Below are 22,513 nucleotides of genomic sequence, written 5' to 3' on the forward strand. Positions count from 1 at the left end.
CCTTATTTGGATGTACGAGGTTGTACATTACAACACGAAGGAGTTCATTGGTGGCCCACAATGCAGGAATACATCGAACGCGTGACCGAGGGAGAGGATCTGACACAGAACGAGGCTCGCGAGGCGGCGACGGCGGTCTTCGAGGACGCCACGGAGGCCCAGATCGGGGCGTTGCTGACGGGTCTGCGGGCGAAAGGAGAGACCGAGGCCGAGATCGCCGGCTTCGCCGAGGGGATGCGCGACGCCGCGCGGACGATCGACCCCGACCGGAGGCCGCTGGTCGACACCTGTGGCACCGGCGGCGACGACTACGACACGATCAACGTCTCGACGACGAGCACGATGGTCGCCGCGGGTGCCGGCGTCCCCATCGCCAAGCACGGCAACTACTCTGTCTCCTCCTCGTCGGGGAGCGCGGACGTGCTGGAGGTGGCCGGCGTCGACGTGGAGGCCGAACCGCCACAGGTCGAGAAGGCCATCGAGGACGACGGGATCGGGTTCATGCTCGCGCCCGTCTTCCACCCGGCGATGAAGGCCGTCATCGGCCCGCGCAAGGAACTCGGCATGCGGACCATCTTCAACATCCTCGGACCGCTGACCAACCCCGCCGGTGCGGACGCGCAGGTGCTCGGCGTCTACGATCCGGCCCTCGTGCCGACGATCGCGGAGGCGCTGGCCCGGATGGACGTCGAGCGAGCGATGGTCGTCCACGGATCGGGGCTCGACGAGATCGCGATCCACGGGGAGACCGTCGTCGCAGAGGTCACCGGCTCCGAGATCGAGGAGTACACGCTCGTGCCGGAAGACATCGGGCTGACGACGGCCGACATCGAAGATGTGGCCGGCGGCACGCCCGAGGCGAACGCCGAGGACCTGCGAGGGATCGTCGAAGGGACCGTCACCGGCCCGAAACAGGACATCATCCTCGCGAACGCGGGCGCGGCGATCTACGTCGCCGGTGAAGCCGACAGCCACGAGGCCGGCGTCGAGGCGGCTCGCGAGGCGATCGAGTCCGGCGATGCCGCCCGGAAGTTCGACGAGCTCAGAGGCGAGGCATGACGCGGGTCAAGGTCTGTGGTATCACTCGCCGCGAGGACCGCGAGGCCGTCGTCGCCGCGGGCGCAGACGCGATCGGCGTCATCAACGGCGTCAGCGTGGACACGCCCCGCGAGGTCGACGACGAGACCGCGGCCACGCTCGTGGCTGGCGTGCCACCGCTCGTGACGAGCGTGCTGGTGACGATGCCCGAGGCCGTCCAGTCCGTTGCCCGCCGCGTCGAGACCGTCCAGCCAGACGTGGTGCAAGTCCACGACGGACTGACCCCGACACAGCTGGGCGCGCTCGGACGACGCGTCGACGCGCAGCTGGTCGCCGTCGTCGACGCCGACCACGCCGAGATCGAGGCGTACGCCGACGCCGCGGACGCCCTCCTCGTGGACTCGGTCGACGCCGAAGGCGGCGGCGGCACCGGCGAGACCCACGACTGGGACCGGACGCGAGAGATCGTCGACACGCTGGACGCGCCGGTCGTCCTCGCGGGCGGACTCACGCCCGAGAACGTGGCCGAAGCCGTCGGGACGGTCCGACCGTTCGGCGTCGACGTGGCCTCCGGCGTGGAGGCCGAAGGCGGCGTCAAGGACCACGACGCCGTCCGCGCGTTCGTCCAGCAGGCAAAGCGCGCCGACCCCGCGGCCGTGGAGGCGGGACAGTGACCCTCGACATCGACCGCGAGACGTTCGTCGACCGAGCGACCGCCGACGGCCCGGTCTCGGTGCGAGCGGTCGCGGAGCTGTCGGCCGACGTGGAGCCGCTGGCGGCCTACGCCGCGCTGACTGGCCGGACCACGGACGGTGCCCCCGGCAAAGGCGGCCACACCTTCCTGCTCGAAAGCGCGGAGAAGGTCGCCTCCAGCGACCCCGACGGCGCGTTCGCACCGGCGACCGACGACCGCCACGCCCGCTACTCGTTCGTCGGCTACGACGTCGACGCGGTGATCACGGTCGACGACGAGACCAGCGTCGAGGTCTTCGACGACCGGATCGCCGACCTCGTGACGACCGACGGAGGCGACGTGTTAGACGACCTTCGGGCGGCCATGCCGGACGTGGAGCTGCGGGGCTTCCCGGACCACGATCGCCAGCACCTCGACGGCGGCCTCGTCGGCTTCCTGGCCTACGACGCCGTCTACGACCTCTGGCTCGACGAGGTCGGACTGGATCGGCCGGACTCTCGCTTCCCCGACGCACAGTTCGCGCTGACGACGACGACGCTGCGCTTCGACCACGTCGAGGAGACGGCCGCGCTCGTGTTCACTCCGATCGTCCGACCCGGTGACGATCCCGGCGCGCGCTACGACGCGCTGCTGGACGAGGTCGAACGGGTCGAGGCCGTCCTAGACGGAGCCACAGACCTCGAAACCGGCAGCTTCGTCCCCGCCCACGAGGAGGCCGGGCCACGCGACGAGTACGAAGACGCCGTCGAACACGCCAAGGAGTCCGTTCTCAGCGGCGATATCTACCAGGGCGTCATCTCGCGCAAGCGGGAACTGTACGGTGAGATGGACCCGCTGGCGCTGTACGAGTCGCTGCGGGCGGTCAACCCGTCGCCGTACATGTACCTGCTCGACTACGACGGGCTGAGCATCGTCGGTGCGAGCCCCGAGACGCTCGTCTCCGTGGCCGACGACCGGATCGTCTCGAACCCGATCGCGGGGACCTGTCCGCGCGGGACGAGCCCAGTCGAGGACCGCCGCCTCGCTGGCGAGATGCTCGCCGACGACAAGGAACGGGCCGAGCACACGATGCTGGTCGACCTCGCTCGCAACGACGTGCGCCGAGTCGCAGCGCCCGGGAGTGTCCGCGTCGAGGAGTTCATGAACGTCCTCAAGTACAGCCACGTCCAGCACATCGAGTCGACCGTGACCGGCACGCTCGACGAGGCGGCAGACGCCTTCGACGCCGCGCGTGCCACGTTTCCGGCGGGGACACTCTCGGGTGCGCCCAAGATCCGGGCCATGGAGATCATCGACGAACTGGAGCGGTCGCCACGCGGCGTCTACGGCGGTGGCGTCGGCTACTTCTCCTGGACCGGCGACACGGACTTCGCGATCGTGATCCGGTCGGCGACGATCGAGCAGTGCGAGGCCCCGGCGGGTGTCGACGGTGAGCACACCCAGCGGACGACGGTCCGGGCCGGTGCCGGGATCGTCGCCGACTCCGTCCCCAGTGGGGAGTACGAGGAGACCGAGAACAAGATGGGGGGCGTGCTGGACGCCGTCGAGCGCATCCGAGAACCCGCGGCCGACGCGAACGAGGAGGTGTCCCGATGAGCGACGCCGAGGCGGCCGACGGCGACCGACCGACGGTGCTGTTCGTCGACAACTTCGACTCCTTTACCTACAATCTCGTCGAGTACGTCTCGGAACACGCCGACACCGAGGTATTGCGCAACACGGCGACACTCGCCGAGGTCCGGGCCGTCGATCCGGACGCGATCGTCGTCTCGCCCGGTCCGGGCCACCCGAAGAACGACCGCGACGTGGGCGTCACGATGGCCGTGCTGCGAGAAGTCAGCCCCGAGGTCCCGACGCTCGGGGTCTGTCTTGGGCTGGAAGCCGCCGTCTACGAGTACGGCGGGACGGTCGGCCGCGCGCCCGAACCGATCCACGGGAAGGCGTTCCCGATCGACCACGACGGCGAGGGGGTCTTCGCCGGACTCGATCAGGGGTTCCAGGCCGGTCGCTACCACTCGCTGATCGCCGACGAGGTGCCCGACTGCTTCGACGTGACGGCCACGACCGACGTGGCGACCGACGACGGGACGGTCGAACTGGTGATGGGTGTCCGCCACCGCGAGCACCCGATCGAAGCGGTGCAGTTCCACCCCGAATCGGTGCTGACCGCAGTCGGCCACGACCTCATCGAGAACTTCCTCGACGGCCTCTGAACTGCTGTCGTCGGTGTCGATCCGAGTCAGAGCACGGAGATGCCGAGCAGTCCGAGCAGGTAGAGCACGCCGACGGCGACCGCGGCGAGAACGACCAGACGCCACGCGAACTTGAGGACGATCCGCCCGATCAAGATCACGACAGCCAGCGCGGCGAGGCCGACCAGCAGGGCGGGGATCGTTCCGAACCCACCGATAGTCAGGAGCATACCGGCTACTCACCGCCCACCGGCATATGCTTTGTCGCCGCGCTCGCTGGCCGCGCCGTCGCGCCGGGACACGGCGAACGTAGCAGAAACAAAAAACGCAAGACGAAGCGACGATGGCGCGGCGAGATCGACCGGCGACGATCACCGGTCGTCCGCGGAATCTCCAGTCGAAACCCCCGACAGTTTCGACTGAAATTTCCGGTCTCGTCTGGCGGTTTCAGAGAACCGGTTTTCACTTTCACTCCGGTCTCGCTCCATTAATATGCTATCGGCGTTTGCTATGTATCGTACAGCGAATCGCGTGCGCTGCCCGCTGGATCGTGGCTGATATTACCCACCAGTGATACTTCGCATAGCGTCGAAACCACCCGGCGGTCTCTCCCCCGTCGCGTGCCCGCGGGGACACGTATCGCTGGGTATTTAGCAATCCGTGCAAACACAAACGTCGTTACAAATGAGAGGATCTACACGCACCATCGAGAGGGGTATCGCCCGACAGACGGCCACTGTCGGCAGGAGGACCGAGGAATGAGCGACGCAGGTGCAGGTGCCGACGAGGTACAGCTGCCGATCAAGCGGACGACCGGCGACACGCTCGAAGACCGGCTCACTGGCAACGCCTACCACAACATTCTGCCCGCCCGCTATCTCCGAAAGGACGCCGACGGCGAACTGATCGAACAGCAGGAGGATCTGTTCGATCGGGTCGCCAAGAACGTCGCCTTGTCCGAAGCCGTCTTCGAAGCCGACAAACGGGGCGTCGACGTGACGGTCACGCCGGACCAGCTCAAGCCCGACCACCCGCGGCGTGACGAACTCGCCGGCGAAGTGTTCGGCAAGGGAACCACCGTCGGCGACGACACCGAGACCGAGCTGTCGGTGTACAACGTCAACAAGTTCGCCTACGACACCGTCGTACCGGAACTGCCCGACGAGGTACGAGACCACGTCGAGAACGTGGCCGGCGAGTTCCAGGACGCGATGGAGAACCTTTCGTTCATGCCGAACTCGCCGACGCTGATGAACGCCGGCGACGAGCTACAGCAGCTCTCTGCCTGTTTCGTCGACTCGCCCGACGACGACATCGACGACATCCACCAGACCGCCAAGGAGGCCGCACAGGTCTTCCAGTCCGGTGGTGGCATGGGCTATGCCTTCTGGCAACTGCGGCCATACGGCGATCAGGTCGGCTCAACCGGCGGCATCGCTTCGGGCCCGATCACGTTCATGCGCACGTACGACCAGATGTGCGAGACGATCGCACAGGGGGGTGCCCGCCGTGGCGCGCAGATGGGCGTCATGCGCGTCTCCCACCCCGACGTCATCCAGTTCATCCACGCCAAGAACAAGGACGTCTCGCTGGCCGAGACCCTGCGGCTGAACGACCCCGACGACTTCACGCACAACTCCTTCGCCGAGGCCCTGGAGGAGGCCCGCGAACTCATCGACGAGGACGGCAAAGTCCCGAAGCACCTCCGCAACGCCGTCGAGGGCCACCTCTCGAACTTCAACATCTCCGTCGGCATCACCGACGACTTCATGGACGCGCTGCAGGCCGGCGAGGAGTTTACCTTCACCAACCCGCGGACGAACGAGCCCCACGTCGCCACCGAGGAGACCGCGGAACTGTACGAGATGTTCGACCTCGGCGAGTACGTCGAGGCCGGCGAAGTGCTGTCGATCCCCGCCGAGAAGCTCTGGGAGCGCATCATCGGCGGCGCACACGAGAACGGCGAACCGGGCGTGATCTACCTCGAACGCGTCAACAAGCAACACTCCTTCGACGTGGAGGAACACCCAGATCACCGCATCCTCGCGACGAATCCCTGCGGGGAGCAGCCCCTCGAAGAGTACGAGGCCTGTAACCTCGGGCACATCAACCTCTCGACGCTGGCCGACCAGGATGCCCCTGACTGGCGTGTCTGGTCCCAGCAACACGCCGACGAGTACGACAGCCTCGAAGACGCCGTCGACGCCTTCCTCGACGACGCGCTGGACAACGACGAGTTCCAGCGCCGCATCGAGCTGGGCACGCGCTTCCTCGAAAACGTCGTCACGATGTCGGACTTCCCGGTCGAGAAGATCGAGGAGAAGGTCCGAGAGATGCGCAAGATCGGGCTGGGCATCATGGGACTGGCCCAGCTGTACATCCAGCTCGGGGTCAAGTACGGCTCCGACGAGGGCGACGAGATCGCCCGCCAGATCATGCGCCAGATCAACCACGGCTCGAAGTGGGCCAGCCACGAACTCGCGGCGGATCGGGGCACCTTCGACGAGTGGGACAACTCCAAGTACGCGGACCCGACGGCGTACCGCGAGTGGTTCGAGTCCCAGACCGGCCTCGACGCCGACGAGTGGGAAGACGGCTTCCCGATCCGCAACCACAACACGACGACCATCGCGCCGACGGGCACCACCTCGATGGTGGGCAACACCACCGGCGGCTGTGAGCCGATCTACAACGTCGCCTACTACAAGAACGTCTCCGACGACGTGCAAGGCGACGAGATGCTCGTCGAGTTCGACGACTACTTCCTGCGCGTGCTGGAGGCCAACGACATCGACGTCGACGCCGTCAAGGAGGAGGCCCAAGAGCAGATGGCCGACAACGCCTTCGACGGGGTCGACGGCCTCTCGACGGTGCCCGACGCGATCGGTGAGCTGTTCGTCACGACCGGCGACCTCACGCCGAAAGAACACGCCGGCATCCAGTGTGCCTGCCAGCAGGGCGTCGACTCCGCGATCTCGAAGACCGTCAACGCGCCCAACGATTCCACGCTCGAGGACGCCCGGGAAGTGTTCGAGTACATCTACGAGCACGGCGGCAAGGGCGTCACCTACTACCGCGACGGCACCCGCAGCAAGCAGGTGCTGACGACGCGGGCCCAGAACACCGAGTTCGCCGACATGGACGAGGGCGAAATCGTCGCCCAGATCGAGGAGGTCTTCGACGGCATCGAGGGCTTCCTCGAACACGAGGCCGTGCAGGACGCACTCGATCAGCAGGTCGAGTCGCTGCTGGAAGTGGCCGACGGCGAGCAGCCCGAGACCAGCCCGTTCGCCGAAAAGCAGAGCCGACCGGACGTGCTCCACGGTGTCACCCAGCGCATCGACACCGGCTACGGGAAGCTGTACGTCAACATCAACGAGGACCCCGAGCGGGAACGGCCCTTCGAACTGTTCGCCAACATCGGGAACTCCGGCGGCTTTACGGCCTCCTTCACCGAGGCCCTGGCCAAGACCATCTCGACGGCGCTCCGCTCGGGCGTCGATCCCAAAGAGATCGCAGACGAACTGCAGGGCATCCGCTCGCCCAAGGTCGCCTGGGACAAGGGCGAACAGATCCAGTCGATCCCCGACGCCATCGGCACGGCGATGCGTCGCTATCTCGACGACGAGATCGACAAGGCGTACCCGGACCAGGCCACGCTCGAACAGACGGCCGAAGACGAGGCCGGCAGTGCGGATCCGAACGTGCCCGAGACCGACGGCGGTGCCGTCACCACCGACAGTTCGGCCACGGACGCGGCGAGCACAGAACCGTCGTCGCCGGGCGAGGCCACCGACGCCGACCAGCAGGAACTGATCGACGCGGGCGAGAATCCGGAGTGTCCGGAGTGTAGCTCGCTGTCGCTGTACTACTCCGAAGGCTGCAAGACCTGCGAGTCCTGTGGCTGGTCGGAGTGTTGAAGATCTGACTGCGGATCTCCGTGGCCGATCGTCGGCCACACCCGGGGCCAAGAGCGTGTGACACTCTCGGTTTGCGACGTTGCCGTTCTTTTCTGATCGAGGCGACTGGCTGACTATTCACACGACGCTGATACGCAACTGGTCGGTTCCTGAACACACACCCGAAAGCACGATTAACCGCCGCTCGGTCGTCGTTCTGGTGTATCCATGGACAGTGCCTCCTACCGACACGACCGTATCGAACGGAGGGTGCGCCCGTGAGTCTGCTCCGGCGGTTTGGCTTCGTCGTCCGGTCGTGGCTCAACGCCCTGTTGAACCGTGTCGAAGACCCCGTCGCAGAGCTGGACTACTCCTACGAACAACTCCGGGACGAACTCCAGGAGATCAACCGCGGCATCGCCGACCTTACCACCCAGAAGAAGCGCCTGGAGATGCACCGCGAACGCCTGCGGGCGGCCGTCGAGAAGTACGACGAGCAGAGTCAGGAAGCGCTCCGACAGGAGCGTGAGGACCTGGCGAGGCGCGCCCTGGAGAAGAAACACGCGACGAGCGATCAGCTCGCCGGCCTGGACGAACAGATCGATCGCCTGCAAGCGACGCAGGACCAGCTCGTCCAGCGCCAAGTCGAACTCCGGGGACGAATCGAGGGGTTCCGAACCCACAAGGAGACGCTGAAGGCACGCCACGGGGCGGCCGAGGCGTCGGCTCGCGTCGCCGAGGCGTTCACCGGGGTCGGCGGCGACATGGCCGACGTGAACCGTGCCATCGAGCGCGCGACCGAACGGACCGAGCAGATGGAGGCCAGAGCGGCCGCACTCGAAGAGCTTGAAGCGAGCGGTGCGCTCGACGACGTTCTCGCAGAGGGCGACGAGATCGACCGGGAACTGGATCGGCGCTCGACCGAACAGCGGGTCGATCGCGAACTCGATCAGCTGAAGACCCAGCTGGGGCGCGAGACCGAGGGATCCCAGAGTGTCGACGTGGACGGGGCGACGAGCTAACCTGCCGTGTCGCGCACTGCCGTTCGCTGGCGGGTTACTCTACCGTCCTCGACACCCACCCGCTGGGGCCGTGGGGGAAAGCCTCGCGTTCGGTCTCGGGCTGGACCGTCCCGTCGGCCTCGATCGCGCGGGCGACGACCTCGTGTTCGCCGGCCGGGCGCTCGTACTCGAAGGCCCACTGTCGCCACACGTCCGGTGCGTGTGGCGTCTCTCCGGGATCGCCGGCCCAGTCGACCGACTCGACGAGGGGCGCTGAGAGTCGCGCCTCCGACCAACTGTCGCCGCCGTCGGTCGAGACTTCGACGGCCGAGACGCCCCGCGTCCCGGCGTAGGCGTGGCCGCCGACCTGCACGCGGCCGTCGGGCAGGGTGTTCTGGGCGTGGATCTTCGCGACGGTCTCGACCGGCCCGGTGCCGTGCCAGCCACGTTCCTCCCAGTAGCCCTCCGCGTCGCGGTCGATCACCTCGATCTCGGTGATCCACTTGACGTTGATCTCACCCCAGTGGCCGGGCACCAGCGCCCGGGCCGGGTAGCCGTGGCTCTGTGGCAGCGGGCGGCCGTTCATCTGGTAGGCCAGCATCGCGCCGTTGAGCGCGTCGATCGGGAACACCTGGTAGTAGTCGTCGGCGGCGTGGACCCGCACGCAGTCACAGTCGCTGTCGGGGCCGGCTCGGTCCAGCAGCGTCCGGACGGGGACGCCGGTCCAGAGAGCGTTGTCCATCTTCGTCCCGTTGAGCGACTCGCCGACACAGCGAAGCGTGTGAAACTCCGTCCGAGCGTCCATCGACCGCAACTGTTCGTAGTCGACCGTGATCTCCTCCTCGACCGAGCCGGTCACCGAGAGGGTCCACTGGCTCGCGTCGACCTCGGGATCGACGGCGTTGATGTCGACGCTGAAGAACTCGTCGCTCACGAGCGGTTCGAGTCCGTCGACGGCCAGCGACTGCTCTGTGGCCGCTTCGAGGGCGTCACGCACCGCTGGGCTGGCGTCGTCCGGGATCGTCGCGGTCGGCTGGCTGGTGTCGTCGGTCAGGACGCTGGCGACGACGCCGAGTCCAGCCGCCGTCCCCAGCGACGCGAGGACGCGCCGACGATCGGGATTCGTCGCGCCGCGGGCCGGGAGCGAGCCCGACAGCCCTGCGAGGCCGAGTGTGAGCGCCGTCCCGACTGCGGCACCACCGCTCGAAGAGACAGAGCCCGTCAGTAGCGTCGCGACGCCGAAGACGACGGCACCGGCGACGACGGGGCCGACGGCGCGGTTGGCGAGTCGATCCCCGAGCGTACCGGCGACGCGTGCGACCGCGGCGACGACGCAGACGGCCACGAGCGCGGCGGCGACGAGGTTCAGCTGCTGGCCGAGCGAACCGAAAAACTGGATCGCCAGCGAGACCACAGCGCCGGGCATCCGCCGGGCCAGCCACCGCTCGATCGGTGACGCGACGAACGACGGGGTGAAGCCGACGGCGGCGAACGAGCCCACGACGGCCGCGACGCCAGCAAACAGCGCCACCGCGTCGTCGGCCGACGGACGAAGGCGGGCGAACCGTGTCATGCCCGTTGCTGGGGACACCACCTCCTTAACGGTTCTTCGGATTCCGTACCAAATTCACACTGCCGGCTGTCACTTCGTGACGAGCTTCGCCACCCCGGGTGGCGAAATCGGTCACAGATGTACAGCCGATAGTATCACCCACGACGCCGAACGTCGACACGCTCTTGCCCGACCGCGCCCCAGAGAGAGCCATGACCGAGACCGGTGGACGGCCCTGTCCGATGTGTGAAACGCCCATGTACCACCGCCACTGCAAGTACGTCTGTCCCGTACACGGGGTCGTGTACGACTGTGCCGACACGTTCTACTGATACGGACGGTTGTAGACGTTCACCCAGTCGACCGCACACCGTCGTGCGGTCGATCTGATAAAGAGCTACAACTGTCCGTATGATACTGCCGGCCGCCAGTCTGGGGGGATCTTACGTTCCTTGGGTCGCGATTCGCTTGCAACAGTGACAGCGCGACGACCGGGGTCGACGCCGACCCGTGGCTCGTCATATCGACACAACTACACATTTTTATACGGTGGGCGACAGAGACTCGTGTAATGACCCAGCCTGGGGACGGGGTTCGGGTGCTCCACGTGGACCACGACCCGCAGGTCCGACACGCCGTCACGGCGCGGCTGGCAGACGACGACGTCGCCGTCGAGAGCGTCTCGACCAGTGGAGCGGCAGTCGGGGAACTCGCTGACGGCCGGTTCGATTGTGTCGTCAGCGGCCACGACGAGCAGGCCCTCGACAGCGTCGCGCTCCTCGAAACCGTCCGGTCGGAGTATCCGGACCTCCCGTTCCTGCTGTTTACCGACGCGGGCAGCGAAGCGCTCGCTAGCGAGGCGGTCGCTGCCGGCGTCACCGAGTACCTCCCTCGCGACGGCGACGAGGGGTACCGCACGCTCGTGGATCGGGTCGAGCGAACGATCGCGGAGTACAGAGCGACGACGCCGATCGAACGGCAAGAACAGCGCCTCTCGACGCTGGTGTCGAACCTCCCCGGGATGGTGTATCGCTGTCGAAACGAACCGGGCTGGCCGATGCAGTTCGTCAGCGCGGGAGTCCGGGAGCTGACGGGCTACGAGCCCGACGCCCTGGAGAGTGGACGGGTCGACTGGGAGACCGACGTAGTCCACTCCGAGGATCGCGACGACATCCGGGAGGCGGTCCAGTCGGCACTCGACACCCGCGAGCCGTTCGAAGTGACCTACCGGATCGAGACGGCCGACGGGCACCGACGGTGGCTGTGGGAGCGTGGCCAGCTGCTCACGCGCGACGACGGGACGGAGGTTCTGGAGGGGTTTATCACGGACATCACGGCCCGCAAGGAGCAGCGCCGGGCGCTCGAAGAGCAGCGAGCGTACGTCGAGGACGTGTTGAACTCGCTCGAAGACCTCTTCTACGTCGTCACACCCGACTGGTCGCTGCGCCAGTGGAACGAGCAGGTGGTCGACGTGACGGGATACAGCGACGAGGAGATCGCGGAGATGACTGCACAGGAGTTCATCGCTCCCGATGACGTTCCCACGGTCGAAGCTGCCATCGGGCGCGCGATCGAGAGCGGGTCGTCGCGATACGAGGCTGCGGTGCAGACGAAATCCGGCGAGACGATTCCGTACGAGTTCTACGGCACGGCGCTGTCGGACACGACCGGCGAGTTCCTCGGCATCGCCGGTGTGGGCCGTGACGTGACCGAGCGCAAGGAGCGCGAACAGACGCTACGACAGTACGAGACGCTGGCCGAGAGCGTCGCGGACCCGATGTACGTGATGGCTCCCGACGGGACCATCGAGATGATCAACGACGCGCTGGCCGACCACATCGGCTACGAGCGGTCCGAGATCGTCGGGGCGTCGCCCGAGGAGTTCGTCGTCGGAGACGGCGTCGAGCGGGCCGAGGAACGCATCCGCGAGCTGTTGACCACCGGTCGAGACGTGGCGACCTTCGAGATGCGGACGGTCGACGACGACGGCGAGGAGACCTACAACGAGACGAAGATCGCCGTCATGACCGACGGAGACGGCGAGTTCGAGGGGACCGCTGGCGTCATCCGAGACATCACCGAGCGGATGGAACGTCAGCGAGAGCTAGAGCGCTACGAGACGATCCTGCAGGCGGTTGGCGATCCCGTCTACACGCTCGACGCCGAGGGGCAGTTCACCGTCGTCAACGACGCGATGGCGGCGCTGTCGGGCTACGATCGCGAGCAACTGGTCGGCGAGCACATCTCGAAGCTGATGACTCCAGAGGACGTTGCGGCCGGCGAAGACCTCATCGCCGAACTGCTGGCCGATCCTGACCGGACGAACGGGACCTTCGAGATGGGGCTCCGGACAGCCGACGGAACCGAGATCACCTGCGAGAATCACGTCGCCCTGCTGCCGACCGATGACGGACAGTTCAGAGGGACCGCGGGCGTCATCCGGGACATCACCGAGCGCAAACAGCGCGAACGACAGCTCGAACAGTTCGCCAGCGTCGTCAGTCACGACCTCCGGAGCCCGCTCAACGTCGTTCAGGGACGCGTCAACCACGCCATGGCGACCGGCGAGCTCGAACACCTCGAAGACGCGGCCGACGCCGCCCACCGGATGGAAGCGCTCATCGGCGACCTCCTCACGCTCGCCCGCCAGGGGCAGCGAGTCGGCGATCTCGAACTAGTCGCTCTCGACGTGGTCGCCGAGGCGGCCTGGTCGCAACTCGACGCCGACGAGAAGCAACTCGTCGCCGAGACCGACAGTCGCGTCGAAGCTGACTTCGACAGACTCCAGGAACTGTTCGACAACCTGTTTCGCAACGCGATCTCCCACGGCGGAGCCGAGACAGTCCGCGTCGTCGACACCGACGACGGGTTCGCCGTCGTCGACGACGGGACAGGGATTCCGCCGACTCAGCGTGAGACGATCTTCGAACGGGGGTTCACGACCAGCGAAGAGGGGACCGGATTCGGACTGGCAATCGTCGACACCATCGTCAGGGCTCACGACTGGTCGATCACGGTCGGGCAAAGCGACGCGGGCGGTGCGCGCTTCGAGGTCACGACCTAGTTGCGCGAGGGACGACCCGACCGGACGTGACGGTACGCAGGCCCCGCCAGCAACACGACCGCGACCGCGAACGAGCCAAGCAGCACGTGCAGGCCCGCGCTCAGCCCCTCGGTCGAGAGGGTCCGCATCGACGCACCGGCGAGCACTTCCACGAACACCCACGGGATCTCTCCGAGGAACGTCCCGACGACGTAGGCCCGCGTCGAGACGCCGGAGAAGCCGGCACCGTACGAGACCGGATCTGCCGGGAGCGGCGAGAGGCGCGCCGCGAGAACGCCGCGAGTCGCGCCCGTGACGGAGATGAATCGTCGGCCCGCGTCGTTGAGCCGGGCGAACAGCCCGCCGCCGCTACGCCCGGCGTGGCGGGCGAACAGGAAGGGCGGGATCGTCGTCAGCGTCGCCCCGACCAGCGCGACCGGGATCCCGTATCGGAGGCCCAGTACGTAGCCCACCAGCGCGGAGATCGGACTGATCGGCCAGGCAAACAGCGGGCGAACGAGATACAGCACGAGCAGCGCCGCGCCGAACTGGAGGGGGTGAGCCGAGAGATGTGCGACCTCGTCGAGCAGTTGCCGGGGCGAGAGCACCAGCGACGCGACGACCACGAGTGCGGCGAAGACTACGACGCCGCCGAGTTGCCGTCGCGTCGACTGTTTCATCGGTCGAAAACCGCGTTCGCAGTGTAAAACCTCTTGTGGTCCGTCGAGCCCGCGGACCAGCGGGGTGCTCCCGACGGAGTAGCCGAACGTTTACCAGCGTCGCCGTCGATGCTCCGACCGTGCCGTCCGACGATCGCGTCGCGCTCGGTCTGGAACTGCTCGCCCACCTCGAACACGCCGAGCTATCGGTCAAGGACGCGATGGACCGCATCGAGATCGTCACCACCGATCCGGCAGTCCAGCGCGAGATCCTGACGGCCGCACAGCGTGAGGGGATCGTCGAACGCGAGGGCGGGACGGTCCGGCCGACCGCGACGGGGACGTTCGTCAGCTTCGAGAGCGACGTCGTCGTCAAAGAGGGCGAGTTCGACTGCCAGCGCTGTGGCGCGGGCATCTCCGAGGGCCACTTCGTCCAGTTCGACAGCGACGAACTCGGCCCCTTCGGCTCGACGTGTATCAGGAAAGTGCTCGGGCGCGACTAGCGGCCCTGCCGGAGCTCTTTGATCAGTTGCTTGATCGTCTGCTGTTGTTTCGCGAGGAGCTCGTTTTGCTGTTCGATCATCTCTGTCAGCGCCGCGAGTTGCTCCTCGACGGCAGCGATGTCGGGATCGTTCGTGGTGCCGTCGGCCGTCGGAGACGCCTGTCTGGTGCCAGTCGCGTCACTCTGTGAGCTGATCGAGGCGGCCGACTGACGCTGTCCGGCCGCCGCGGCCGGCCGCTCGTCCGACGGGTCTGCGTCCTCGTCGTCGCCGACCAGCGGATCGATGCTCGAGTCGAGTCCGAGACCGTCCGACCCGTTGGGGCTCGCCTCCTCGTCGTCGGTCTCGCCGTCCGTCTCGTCGACTTCGAGGGCGTGGTTGAGTTCGCCCAGCGAGTCCACGTCGTGGTACGCGAAGAGCGACCCCTCCAGCGTCTTGCGGAACAACCCGGCCTGATCGTTGGGCGCTTTGATGCGTTCCGGACGGCCGTCGGCTTCGAGGACGACCGCCGTGGCGACGCTTCCCTCCTCGAAGTGCAGCCCCGTCACGTCGTCGTAGTGATACGCCTCGAAGTCGCCGGCCCAGGTGTACTCGCCGATGTGTTTGAGCAGGCGCGAGTCGGTGACGACTAGCGTCAGTTCGCTGAAGCGGAAGACACCGCTGACGCCCTCGTCGTCCGCGATGACGCCCTTGACGCGGAGGTTCCCCTCCAGCAGGCGTTCGAGGACTGCACTGGTACGCTTGCCGGGGACGGCAAACGAGTCCTTGTCGTCGACGTAGGTCATCGTGAACTTCGTCTTCCGGCGACCCTCGGAAATCGAGAGGCGTTCGAAGTCGTGGGCGTACTCGCCGACCCCTTCGTCACTCAGCAACCCTTCGCCCCTGTAGACGAGCGTCCGCGTCGGGGTGAAACAGACGGCGTCTTCGTCCCCGAGGTTGACGCCGGCCGTGACCTCCTCGTCCCCGAGCGCTTGCCGGACGAGGTCTGGTATCTCCATGGTGGTCATGTACCAGTCCGGTGGCTTAAATCCGCGGGTGCCAGACCGTCACGGACCGCCACTAGATGAGAACGTTAAAGAGCACCTCCGGACAACGAACGAATGCACCGCGCCCGGGTGGCTTAGCTGGACATAGCGCCGCACTCATAGGGTCGTCAGACTCACGCGGTACCAACCCGGCATGACAGCAGGCGTTCGTCGCGCCTGCGACCTGAGTCATGCGGAGATCGAGGGTTCGGAGCCCTCCCCGGGCATTCTACTCCAACCACGAACCTCGTGTGAGTGGTGACGCTGTCGAATGTCGGGTCCACGGAAGACGGGTCAGTCCTCGCGAACGCACGTGAGCGAAGCGAGTCGCTCGGAAGTTCGGAGCCCGCCCCGTGCAGTTCGACACGATCACGGAGCCAGTGGCGATTCCGCACGTGTCGCCGAGCGCGACCGCGCCGGGTAGCCGCCGGCTCGACGCCCTCTATTCACCCCATTGCTCACGAATCGAACCTATATCCAAATCGATATATGCGACGGTTTGCCAACTGTGGTACATGACCGCTGACGACTGTGGCGATCGCGGCCCACGGGTGACACGGCGTCGCGTACTCGAATCGATCGGCGGCGCTGGTACGCTGGCGCTGGCCGGCTGTCTGGGATCCGGCGGATCGTCGACGGCGACGAGCAGCGACGACGAGTCGGTGACGATCGCGCTCACGGCACCCGAGACGGGCCACTACGCCCCTCTCGGTGAACACGAACGCGACGGCTTCGAACTGGCCGTCAAGCACCTCAACGAGGGCGGCGGACTCGTCGGCGACAGCGAGTACAGTTCCCTCTCGGGCGACGGCGTGCTGGGCTCGACCGTCGAGACCGCCGTGCTGGACACGGAGAGTAGCCCGGCGACGACCGAATCGAAGGTGCGTCCGCGTCTCGACGGCGACGAGTTCGCCGCGTTTTTTGGCGGCGTCGCCGGCTCGGTCGCGGAGACCAACCGCGACCTCGCCGACGAGTACGAAACGCCGTACTTCGTCGGTTCGTCGACGGTGAATTCGCTCACTGGAAGTGACTGCTCGCCCCACGTGTACCGACACCTGTTCAACACCACGACGCTGGCCCGGTCGCTCGTTCCGGAGATCGCCAGCGACGTGCCAGACGAGCAGTCGATCTTTCACGTCTACGCCGACGCACCCGAAGGCAACGACCTGTTCCAGTCGATCAACGACGTCGTCACCGACAGCGACCTCGACTGGCGGCCGACGGGCGGGATCTCCGTCCGTCCGGGAACGACGAACTTCGAGTCGGCGATCAACGACGACATCCTGTCTGACGTGTCGCTGGTCTTCCTGGATCTGTTCGGCCTCGACGCCGTCAACGCGATCCAGTGGGCGCGAGCGGCGCTGTCGGACGACACCACGGTTGTCGTGCCGTACCTCACCCGGTCGATCGCGGAGTCGCTCGGCGATCGCGTGGCCGGCATCTACGGCACCGTCGGCTGGCACGAGGACCTCGGAACGCCGCTGTCGGGCACCTTCCACGAGGCCTACCAGCGCGAGTACGGTACCGGCGACGCGGAGACACTCGCCGCGTCGGGGCCGGCACAGACTGCCTACGCACAGGTCATCCTCTATGCCCACGCCGCCGAACGGGCCGGGAGCTTCGACGCCGCAGCGATCCGGAACGAACTCGAAGGACTGGAGTACGCTGCCGGTGCAGGCACGCAGAAGATGCGAGCCTGTGACCACCAGTCGGTCCGTTCGGTGCCGGTCGTTCGTGGCCGAGCACGGAGCGACTCGGTCGACGACCGCTTCGAACTGCGTGGCGCGAAGCGCGGCATGGAGCCCGGCTGTGAAGCACCCCCAGCAGCGTCGTGCGATCTGTAGTCGGTGTCGACGGCGACACGCTATCTAACAATTCCAACAGTTTTATGTAGGACACTCTGATACCACCAGGCACCGGTGCCCTCCACAGTGCCGGTACGAAGCCATCAGTTGCCACCGCCGCTCGCTCACTTCCCCAGGGGCGAGCGGTGAACGCAATGCGGCACGGCAGATGCCCACCTCACACGCTTCCATCCCCATCCTCCGTGGACATCCTGCCGTTCCGGCAGTTTCTCTTTCGAGACGAAGATCGCTCCGCAATCCCTAAACGAGCCTCGCGCCAAGCACACGCCAATGGCCGACTGGACGGAGAGATACCGCCCGACGACGCTGGCGGAGGTGCGGGGCAACGACAAGGCCCGCGACGCCCTGCAAGAGTGGGCCGACAGCTGGGAGGACCACCACGAGGCCGTCATCCTCCACGGTGCGCCGGGGATCGGGAAGACCTCAGCGGCCCACGCGCTGGCCAACGACATGGAGTGGCCGACAATCGAGCTCAACGCCTCGGACTCCCGGACGAAAGATGTCATCGAGAAAGTCGCCGGGGAGGCGGCGAAGTCGGGGACGCTCACGGCGGGCGGAGCGGGGCGGCGGCTCGTCGTCATGGACGAGGCCGACAACATCCACGGCAACGCCGACCGCGGGGGAGCGCGGGCGATCACGTCGCTGGTCAAAGAGGCCAACCAGCCGATGATCCTCATCGCAAACGAGTTCTACGAGATGAGCAACGGGCTGCGCAACGCCTGTGAGGACATCGAGTTTCGCGACGTGGGCAAGCGCTCGATCGTACCGGTGTTGCGTGACGTGCTCCGCCAGGAGGAGATCGCGTTCGACGACGAGGCCCTGACCGAGATCGCCGAGATGAACGACGGCGACCTCCGGGGGGCGATCAAGGACCTCCAGGCGCTCGCGGAGGGCCGAGACCACCTCGCCGCCGACGACGTGGTCACCGGCGAGCGCGACACGACGGAGGGGATCTTCGACTACCTCGATCTCCTGTTGAAAGAAGCCGGCCCCCAGGAAGCACTCGAAGCGAGCTACGACGTCGACGAGACGCCCGACGACCTCATCAACTGGATCGAGGACAACATGCCCAAAGAGTACGCGGGCAGCGAGCTGACGACCGCCTACGAGTTCCTCGCCAACGCCGACCGCTGGCTCGGGCGCGTACGCGCGAAGCAGAACTACTCGTTCTGGCGCTACGCGGGCGACAACATGACCGCTGGGGTCGCCGCCGCCCGCGAGGGAACGAAGGGCGGCTGGACTCGCTACGGTCCCCCGAGCTACTGGTCGAAGCTGGGCCGCTCGAAGGGCACGCGCAACACGCGAGACCACATCGCCCAGCAGATCGCCGCCGTCAACGGCGTCAGCATGCGCACCGCGCGCCGGGAGATCATGCCCTTCCTCGCGACGATGACTCACCACTGCAAGAACCGCGAACTCACCGTCGCGATGGCCGCCCAGTACGAGATGGACGCCAGCCACGTCGCCTTCGTCACCGGGTCGGGGAAAGACACCAACAAGGTCCAGTCGATCGTCGAGGACGCCGAGGAACTGCGAGAGGCGGCCGCCGTCGAGGGATCGCAAGGAGCCTTCGAGGGAGCCAGTGCCGGCGAGACGACACCAGACGCGGACGACACAGACGACACCGCGGGCGACGACGGCGAGACGGACGACGGCGACGACAGCCAAAAGAGCGACGACGGCGACCAGCAGTCCGGGCTCTCGGATTTCATGTAACGCGCCGGGTGGCCGGACGACCGTCTCACCCTCGTGGTCTCCGTCCAGAACGTCAGCGCACCCGATCGAGGAACCCGCTATACTCATACGACCGGCTGTACATCTGTGACCGATTTCGCCACCCCGAGGTGGCGAAGCTCGTCACGAAGTGACAGCCGGCAGTATCAGTCCGCCCGCGTCGCGGCCAGACCGCCGGTCTTCGACCGCTTCGAGAGCGTCCAGATCGCGCCCGCGATCAGGACGAGGACGACCACCGCGCCCACGTCCGTCAGCGTCTGGTCGAGCCCGAACTTCCGGCGAGCGACGAGCATGTCGAACCAGGTGACGGCACTGCCCAGCGCGAAGAGCAGACGCGCACGAGCGAGCCCGTGGCCGTGTGCCCACAGCGCCCCCGCGGCGAGCGCGCCCCAGAGGAGGAAAGAGAGGGCGTAGTAGCCGGTGAGCACGCTGACCGGCACCGCGAACAGGGAGCCGTCGAGCGCGAGGTGGAAGGGAACCACCACAGCAGCGAGGATCGCCAGCGTGCGGAGTCCGCCGACGGACGGGCGCTCGACGGTCCAGGCACAGGCCGCCGTGAGACAGAGCAGGATGAGCGAGGCGGTAAAGAAGTGCGCGGCGGTGATCAGGGCGGTAAACTCCGTCACCGTCAGCGCCCCGAGGATGATCTGGGAAGGGAGCAATGCGACGGCGGCGGTGACGGCCCACTTCACCCGACGGTCGTCCTGGCGTCGCCACGCGAGATACAGGACGCCAAGCAGCGCGAAGCCGACGAGCATCGCCAGCAGCCGGTGGGACCACTCGATGAAACTCACGAGGTTCGCGGGGAACAGGCCCAGCCAGCCGTCACAGAGCGGCCATCGCTGTTCGCAGGTCAGCCCTGCGCCCTTGTAGGCCGTGTAGAGCCCGACGAGCATCAGGAGTAGCGTTCCGGCCGTCGACCCGACCAGGAGGTTGCGGAACCGGCGACTCATGGCGGTAGCTTGGGATCTGAACTACTTATGTCCCGCTTTTCGTCGTGCTGTCACGCGGCTCCCCCACGAACTTTAAGAACGTTCCTGTCGCCGTATGTGTATGGGACTCGACGAGGACGCCCTCGACTACCACGGCCGGGCACCGCCCGGAAAGATCGAGATCGCGACGACGAAGCCGACCAACACCCAGCGAGACCTCTCGCTGGCGTACTCACCGGGCGTGGCCGCGCCGTGCGAGGCGATTCACGAGACCCCGGAGGACGCCTTCAAGTACACCGCGCGCGGGAACCTCGTGGCGGTCGTCTCGGATGGCTCCGCGGTGCTCGGCCTCGGCGACATCGGCCCCGAGGCGTCAAAGCCGGTGATGGAGGGGAAGGGCGTGCTGTTCAAGCGGTTCGCCGACATCGACGTGTTCGACCTCGAACTCGACACCGCAGATCCCGACGCGATGATCGAGGCCGTCGACGCGATGGGGCCGACGTTCGGCGGGATCAACCTCGAAGACATCGCCGCGCCGGCCTGCTTCGAGATCGAGCGCGAACTCCGCGAACGGATGGACGTGCCCGTGTTCCACGACGACCAGCACGGGACCGCGATCATCTCCGGGGCGGCGCTGCTGAACGCGGCCGACATCGTGGACAAAGAGCTCGAAGAGATGGAGATCGTCTTCTCCGGTGCCGGGGCGAGCGCCATCGCCTCGGCCCGCTTTTACGTCTCGCTGGGCGTCCGCAAAGAGAACATCACGATGTGTGACTCCACGGGGATCATCACCGCCGACCGCGTCGAGAACGACGGACTCAACCGCTACAAGGCGGAGTTCGCCAGCGAGAGTGCCGGCGGCGACCTCGCTGACGCACTGGCCGGTGCCGACGCTTTCGTCGGCCTCTCGGTCGGTGGTATCGTCGACGAGGCGATGGTCCAGTCGATGGCGAGCGACCCCATCATCTTCGCGATGGCCAATCCCGACCCGGAGATCGACTACGAGACGGCGAAGACCGCTCGCGACGACACCGTCATCATGGCGACGGGCCGGTCGGACTACCCCAACCAGGTCAACAACGTCCTCGGATTCCCGTTTATCTTCCGCGGTGCGCTCGACGTGCGCGCGACCGAGATCAACGAGGAGATGAAGGTCGCGGCGGCCCGCGCGCTGGCTCGCCTCGCACGCCAGGACGTGCCAGACGCCGTGGTCAAGGCCTACGGCGACCAGCCGCTACAGTTCGGGCCCGAGTACATCATCCCCAAGCCCCTCGACCCCAGAGTCCTCTTCGAGGTGACGCCCGCCGTCGCGGAGGCGGCGATGGACTCCGGCGCGGCACGCAAGAGCATCGACCTCGACGACTACGTCGAACGGCTGGAGGCGCGGCTGGGCAAGTCCCGCGAGATGATGCGCGTCGTGCTCAACAAGGCAAAGAGCGACCCCAAACGGGTAGTGCTGGCCGAGGGCGACGACGAGAAGATGATCCGCGCGGCCTACCAGCTGGTCGAGCAAGGGATCGCAGAGCCGGTCTTGCTGGGCGACCGGGACCGGATCTCGGCGATCACCGACACGCTCGGGCTGGCCTTCGAGCCGGAGATCGTCGATCCCGACGAGGGCGGCCTCGACGAGTACGCAGATCGGTTGTACGAACTGCGACAGCGCAAAGGCGTCACGCGACGCGAGGCCGACGAGCTCGTCACCGACGGCAACTACCTGGGCAGCGTGATGGTGGAGATGGGCGACGCCGACGCGATGTTGACCGGGCTGACCCACCACTACCCCTCCGCGCTGCGGCCGCCGCTCCAGATCGTCGGGACCGCACCGGAAGCCGAGTACGCAGCGGGGGTCTACATGCTCACCTTCCGCAACAGGGTCGTCTTCTGTGCAGACACGACCGTCAACACGGACCCCGACGCGGACGTGCTCACGGAAGTGACCCGTCACACGGCCGAGCTGGCACGGCGGTTCAACGTCGAGCCCCGCGCGGCCATGCTGTCGTACTCGAACTTCGGCAGCGTCGACTCCCCGAGCACGCGGGCACCGCGTCGCGCCGCCGAGCGCCTCCGGGAGGACCCGGCGACCGACTTCCCCGTCGACGGCGAGATGCAGGCCGACACGGCCGTCGTCGAGGACATCCTCCAGGGGACCTACGAGTTCTCCGAGCTGGACGATCCGGCGAACGTCCTCGTGTTCCCGAGCCTCGAAGCGGGTAACATCGGCTACAAGCTCCTCCAGCGCCTCGGCGGTGCAGAGGCGATCGGCCCGATGCTGGTCGGCATGGACAAGCCGGTCCACGTCCTCCAGCGTGGCGACGAAGTCAAAGACATCGTCAACATGGCGGGCGTGGCAGTCGTCGACGCACAGGACGACTGATCGTT

Annotated in this window: 17 protein-coding genes and 1 tRNA gene; 13 read left to right on the forward strand and 5 right to left on the reverse strand. The window is 66.7% G+C overall.

What is annotated here, in order from left to right; translation table 11 throughout:
- Positions 1–60: 60 nt before the first annotated feature.
- Genes trpD through trpG form a run of 4 tightly spaced genes read left to right on the forward strand, consistent with a single transcriptional unit; the run spans position 61 to position 3,945 of the window.
- Positions 61–1,059, forward strand: a complete 999-nt coding sequence (gene trpD, locus IL252_RS15530; RefSeq protein WP_208628756.1) for an anthranilate phosphoribosyltransferase — start codon at positions 61–63, stop codon at positions 1,057–1,059.
- Positions 1,056–1,712 (forward strand): phosphoribosylanthranilate isomerase, encoded by a 657-nt coding sequence (locus IL252_RS15535; RefSeq protein ID WP_170093806.1) that lies wholly within the window; start codon positions 1,056–1,058, stop codon positions 1,710–1,712. Before trpD ends, IL252_RS15535 begins: the two co-directional genes overlap by 4 nt.
- Positions 1,709–3,328, forward strand: coding sequence for an anthranilate synthase component I (trpE, locus tag IL252_RS15540; protein ID WP_208628757.1), 1,620 nt, complete (start codon positions 1,709–1,711; stop codon positions 3,326–3,328). The genes IL252_RS15535 and trpE overlap by 4 nt, the downstream gene beginning before the upstream one ends.
- Positions 3,325–3,945, forward strand: coding sequence for an anthranilate synthase component II (gene trpG, locus IL252_RS15545; protein WP_170093804.1), 621 nt, complete (start codon positions 3,325–3,327; stop codon positions 3,943–3,945). Before trpE ends, trpG begins: the two co-directional genes overlap by 4 nt.
- A gap of 26 nt (positions 3,946–3,971) precedes the next feature.
- Here the strand turns inward: trpG and IL252_RS15550 are convergent, their stop codons facing one another.
- Positions 3,972–4,154 (reverse strand): hypothetical protein, encoded by a 183-nt coding sequence (locus IL252_RS15550; protein ID WP_153552921.1) that lies wholly within the window; start codon positions 4,152–4,154, stop codon positions 3,972–3,974.
- A 528-nt stretch (positions 4,155–4,682) separates the two neighbouring features.
- Between IL252_RS15550 and IL252_RS15555 the strand changes: the two genes are divergently transcribed.
- On the forward strand, positions 4,683–7,844 hold the full coding sequence (locus IL252_RS15555) for an adenosylcobalamin-dependent ribonucleoside-diphosphate reductase (RefSeq protein ID WP_208628758.1): 3,162 nt from the start codon (positions 4,683–4,685) through the stop codon (positions 7,842–7,844).
- 257 nt (positions 7,845–8,101) lie between these two features.
- Positions 8,102–8,845 carry a PspA/IM30 family protein gene (locus IL252_RS15560; protein WP_170093802.1) on the forward strand — a complete coding sequence of 248 codons (744 nt, stop codon included), beginning with the start codon at positions 8,102–8,104 and terminating at the stop codon, positions 8,843–8,845.
- Positions 8,846–8,879: 34 nt separating this feature from the next.
- Here IL252_RS15560 and IL252_RS15565 read toward each other — a convergent pair whose 3' ends face one another.
- Positions 8,880–10,397 carry a molybdopterin-dependent oxidoreductase gene (locus IL252_RS15565; RefSeq protein ID WP_208628759.1) on the reverse strand — a complete coding sequence of 506 codons (1,518 nt, stop codon included), beginning with the start codon at positions 10,395–10,397 and terminating at the stop codon, positions 8,880–8,882.
- 191 nt (positions 10,398–10,588) lie between these two features.
- On the opposite strand from IL252_RS15565, the gene IL252_RS17795 reads away from it, so the two are divergent.
- Positions 10,589–10,708: an HVO_2523 family zinc finger protein gene (locus IL252_RS17795; RefSeq protein ID WP_015762719.1), complete on the forward strand. Its 120-nt coding sequence runs from the start codon at positions 10,589–10,591 to the stop codon at positions 10,706–10,708.
- 239 nt (positions 10,709–10,947) lie between these two features.
- Positions 10,948–13,440 carry a PAS domain S-box protein gene (locus IL252_RS15570; protein WP_208628760.1) on the forward strand — a complete coding sequence of 831 codons (2,493 nt, stop codon included), beginning with the start codon at positions 10,948–10,950 and terminating at the stop codon, positions 13,438–13,440.
- On the opposite strand, the gene IL252_RS15575 is transcribed toward IL252_RS15570, so the two are convergent.
- Positions 13,437–14,099 (reverse strand): TVP38/TMEM64 family protein, encoded by a 663-nt coding sequence (locus IL252_RS15575; protein WP_170093799.1) that lies wholly within the window; start codon positions 14,097–14,099, stop codon positions 13,437–13,439. The two genes, IL252_RS15570 and IL252_RS15575, sit on opposite strands and share 4 nt — an antisense overlap.
- Before the next feature lie 119 nt (positions 14,100–14,218).
- Between IL252_RS15575 and IL252_RS15580 the strand changes: the two genes are divergently transcribed.
- Positions 14,219–14,581, forward strand: coding sequence for a DUF5830 family protein (locus IL252_RS15580; RefSeq protein WP_208628761.1), 363 nt, complete (start codon positions 14,219–14,221; stop codon positions 14,579–14,581).
- Here the strand turns inward: IL252_RS15580 and IL252_RS15585 are convergent.
- Positions 14,578–15,576, reverse strand: a complete 999-nt coding sequence (locus IL252_RS15585) for a hypothetical protein (RefSeq protein ID WP_208628762.1) — start codon at positions 15,574–15,576, stop codon at positions 14,578–14,580. The two genes, IL252_RS15580 and IL252_RS15585, sit on opposite strands and share 4 nt — an antisense overlap.
- Positions 15,577–15,687: 111 nt before the next feature.
- Between IL252_RS15585 and IL252_RS15590 the strand changes: the two genes are divergently transcribed.
- The 3 genes from IL252_RS15590 (at position 15,688) to IL252_RS15600 (ending at position 19,184) form a co-directional block, all read left to right on the forward strand.
- Positions 15,688–15,830: transfer RNA gene (locus IL252_RS15590), tRNA-Met, on the forward strand.
- Positions 15,831–16,118: 288 nt separating this feature from the next.
- The gene (locus IL252_RS15595; protein WP_208628763.1) at positions 16,119–17,447 is read left to right on the forward strand and encodes an ABC transporter substrate-binding protein; all 1,329 of its coding nucleotides are present in this window, start codon (positions 16,119–16,121) and stop codon (positions 17,445–17,447) included.
- A 291-nt stretch (positions 17,448–17,738) separates the two neighbouring features.
- A complete protein-coding gene (locus tag IL252_RS15600; protein ID WP_208628764.1) occupies positions 17,739–19,184 on the forward strand; it encodes a replication factor C large subunit in 1,446 nt (481 codons plus the stop codon).
- A 164-nt stretch (positions 19,185–19,348) separates the two neighbouring features.
- On the opposite strand, the gene IL252_RS15605 is transcribed toward IL252_RS15600, so the two are convergent.
- Entirely contained in the window at positions 19,349–20,155 is an 807-nt protein-coding gene (locus IL252_RS15605) for a COX15/CtaA family protein (protein ID WP_208628765.1), read from the reverse strand.
- A gap of 100 nt (positions 20,156–20,255) precedes the next feature.
- Here IL252_RS15605 and IL252_RS15610 point away from each other — a divergent pair, with 100 nt between their 5' ends.
- Positions 20,256–22,508 (forward strand): NADP-dependent malic enzyme, encoded by a 2,253-nt coding sequence (locus IL252_RS15610; protein WP_170093793.1) that lies wholly within the window; start codon positions 20,256–20,258, stop codon positions 22,506–22,508.
- Positions 22,509–22,513 lie beyond the last annotated feature (5 nt).

The organism is Halomicrobium sp. IBSBa (assembly GCF_017612575.1).
Lineage (GTDB): Archaea > Halobacteriota > Halobacteria > Halobacteriales > Haloarculaceae > Halomicrobium.

What these genes read in the sequence shown, in the direction of transcription:
- trpD (WP_208628756.1), top strand. Translation starts at nt 61, where the DNA reads ATGCAGGAATACATCGAACGCGTGACCGAGGGAGAGGATCTGACACAG.
- IL252_RS15535 (WP_170093806.1), top strand. Translation starts at nt 1,056, where the DNA reads ATGACGCGGGTCAAGGTCTGTGGTATCACTCGCCGCGAGGACCGCGAG.
- trpG (WP_170093804.1), top strand. Translation starts at nt 3,325, where the DNA reads ATGAGCGACGCCGAGGCGGCCGACGGCGACCGACCGACGGTGCTGTTC.
- IL252_RS15550 (WP_153552921.1), bottom strand. Translation starts at nt 4,154, where the DNA reads ATGCTCCTGACTATCGGTGGGTTCGGAACGATCCCCGCCCTGCTGGTC.
- IL252_RS15555 (WP_208628758.1), top strand. Translation starts at nt 4,683, where the DNA reads ATGAGCGACGCAGGTGCAGGTGCCGACGAGGTACAGCTGCCGATCAAG.
- IL252_RS15565 (WP_208628759.1), bottom strand. Translation starts at nt 10,397, where the DNA reads ATGACACGGTTCGCCCGCCTTCGTCCGTCGGCCGACGACGCGGTGGCG.
- IL252_RS17795 (WP_015762719.1), top strand. Translation starts at nt 10,589, where the DNA reads ATGACCGAGACCGGTGGACGGCCCTGTCCGATGTGTGAAACGCCCATG.
- IL252_RS15570 (WP_208628760.1), top strand. Translation starts at nt 10,948, where the DNA reads ATGACCCAGCCTGGGGACGGGGTTCGGGTGCTCCACGTGGACCACGAC.
- IL252_RS15575 (WP_170093799.1), bottom strand. Translation starts at nt 14,099, where the DNA reads ATGAAACAGTCGACGCGACGGCAACTCGGCGGCGTCGTAGTCTTCGCC.
- IL252_RS15585 (WP_208628762.1), bottom strand. Translation starts at nt 15,576, where the DNA reads ATGGAGATACCAGACCTCGTCCGGCAAGCGCTCGGGGACGAGGAGGTC.
- IL252_RS15595 (WP_208628763.1), top strand. Translation starts at nt 16,119, where the DNA reads ATGACCGCTGACGACTGTGGCGATCGCGGCCCACGGGTGACACGGCGT.
- IL252_RS15600 (WP_208628764.1), top strand. Translation starts at nt 17,739, where the DNA reads ATGGCCGACTGGACGGAGAGATACCGCCCGACGACGCTGGCGGAGGTG.
- IL252_RS15605 (WP_208628765.1), bottom strand. Translation starts at nt 20,155, where the DNA reads ATGAGTCGCCGGTTCCGCAACCTCCTGGTCGGGTCGACGGCCGGAACG.
- IL252_RS15610 (WP_170093793.1), top strand. Translation starts at nt 20,256, where the DNA reads ATGGGACTCGACGAGGACGCCCTCGACTACCACGGCCGGGCACCGCCC.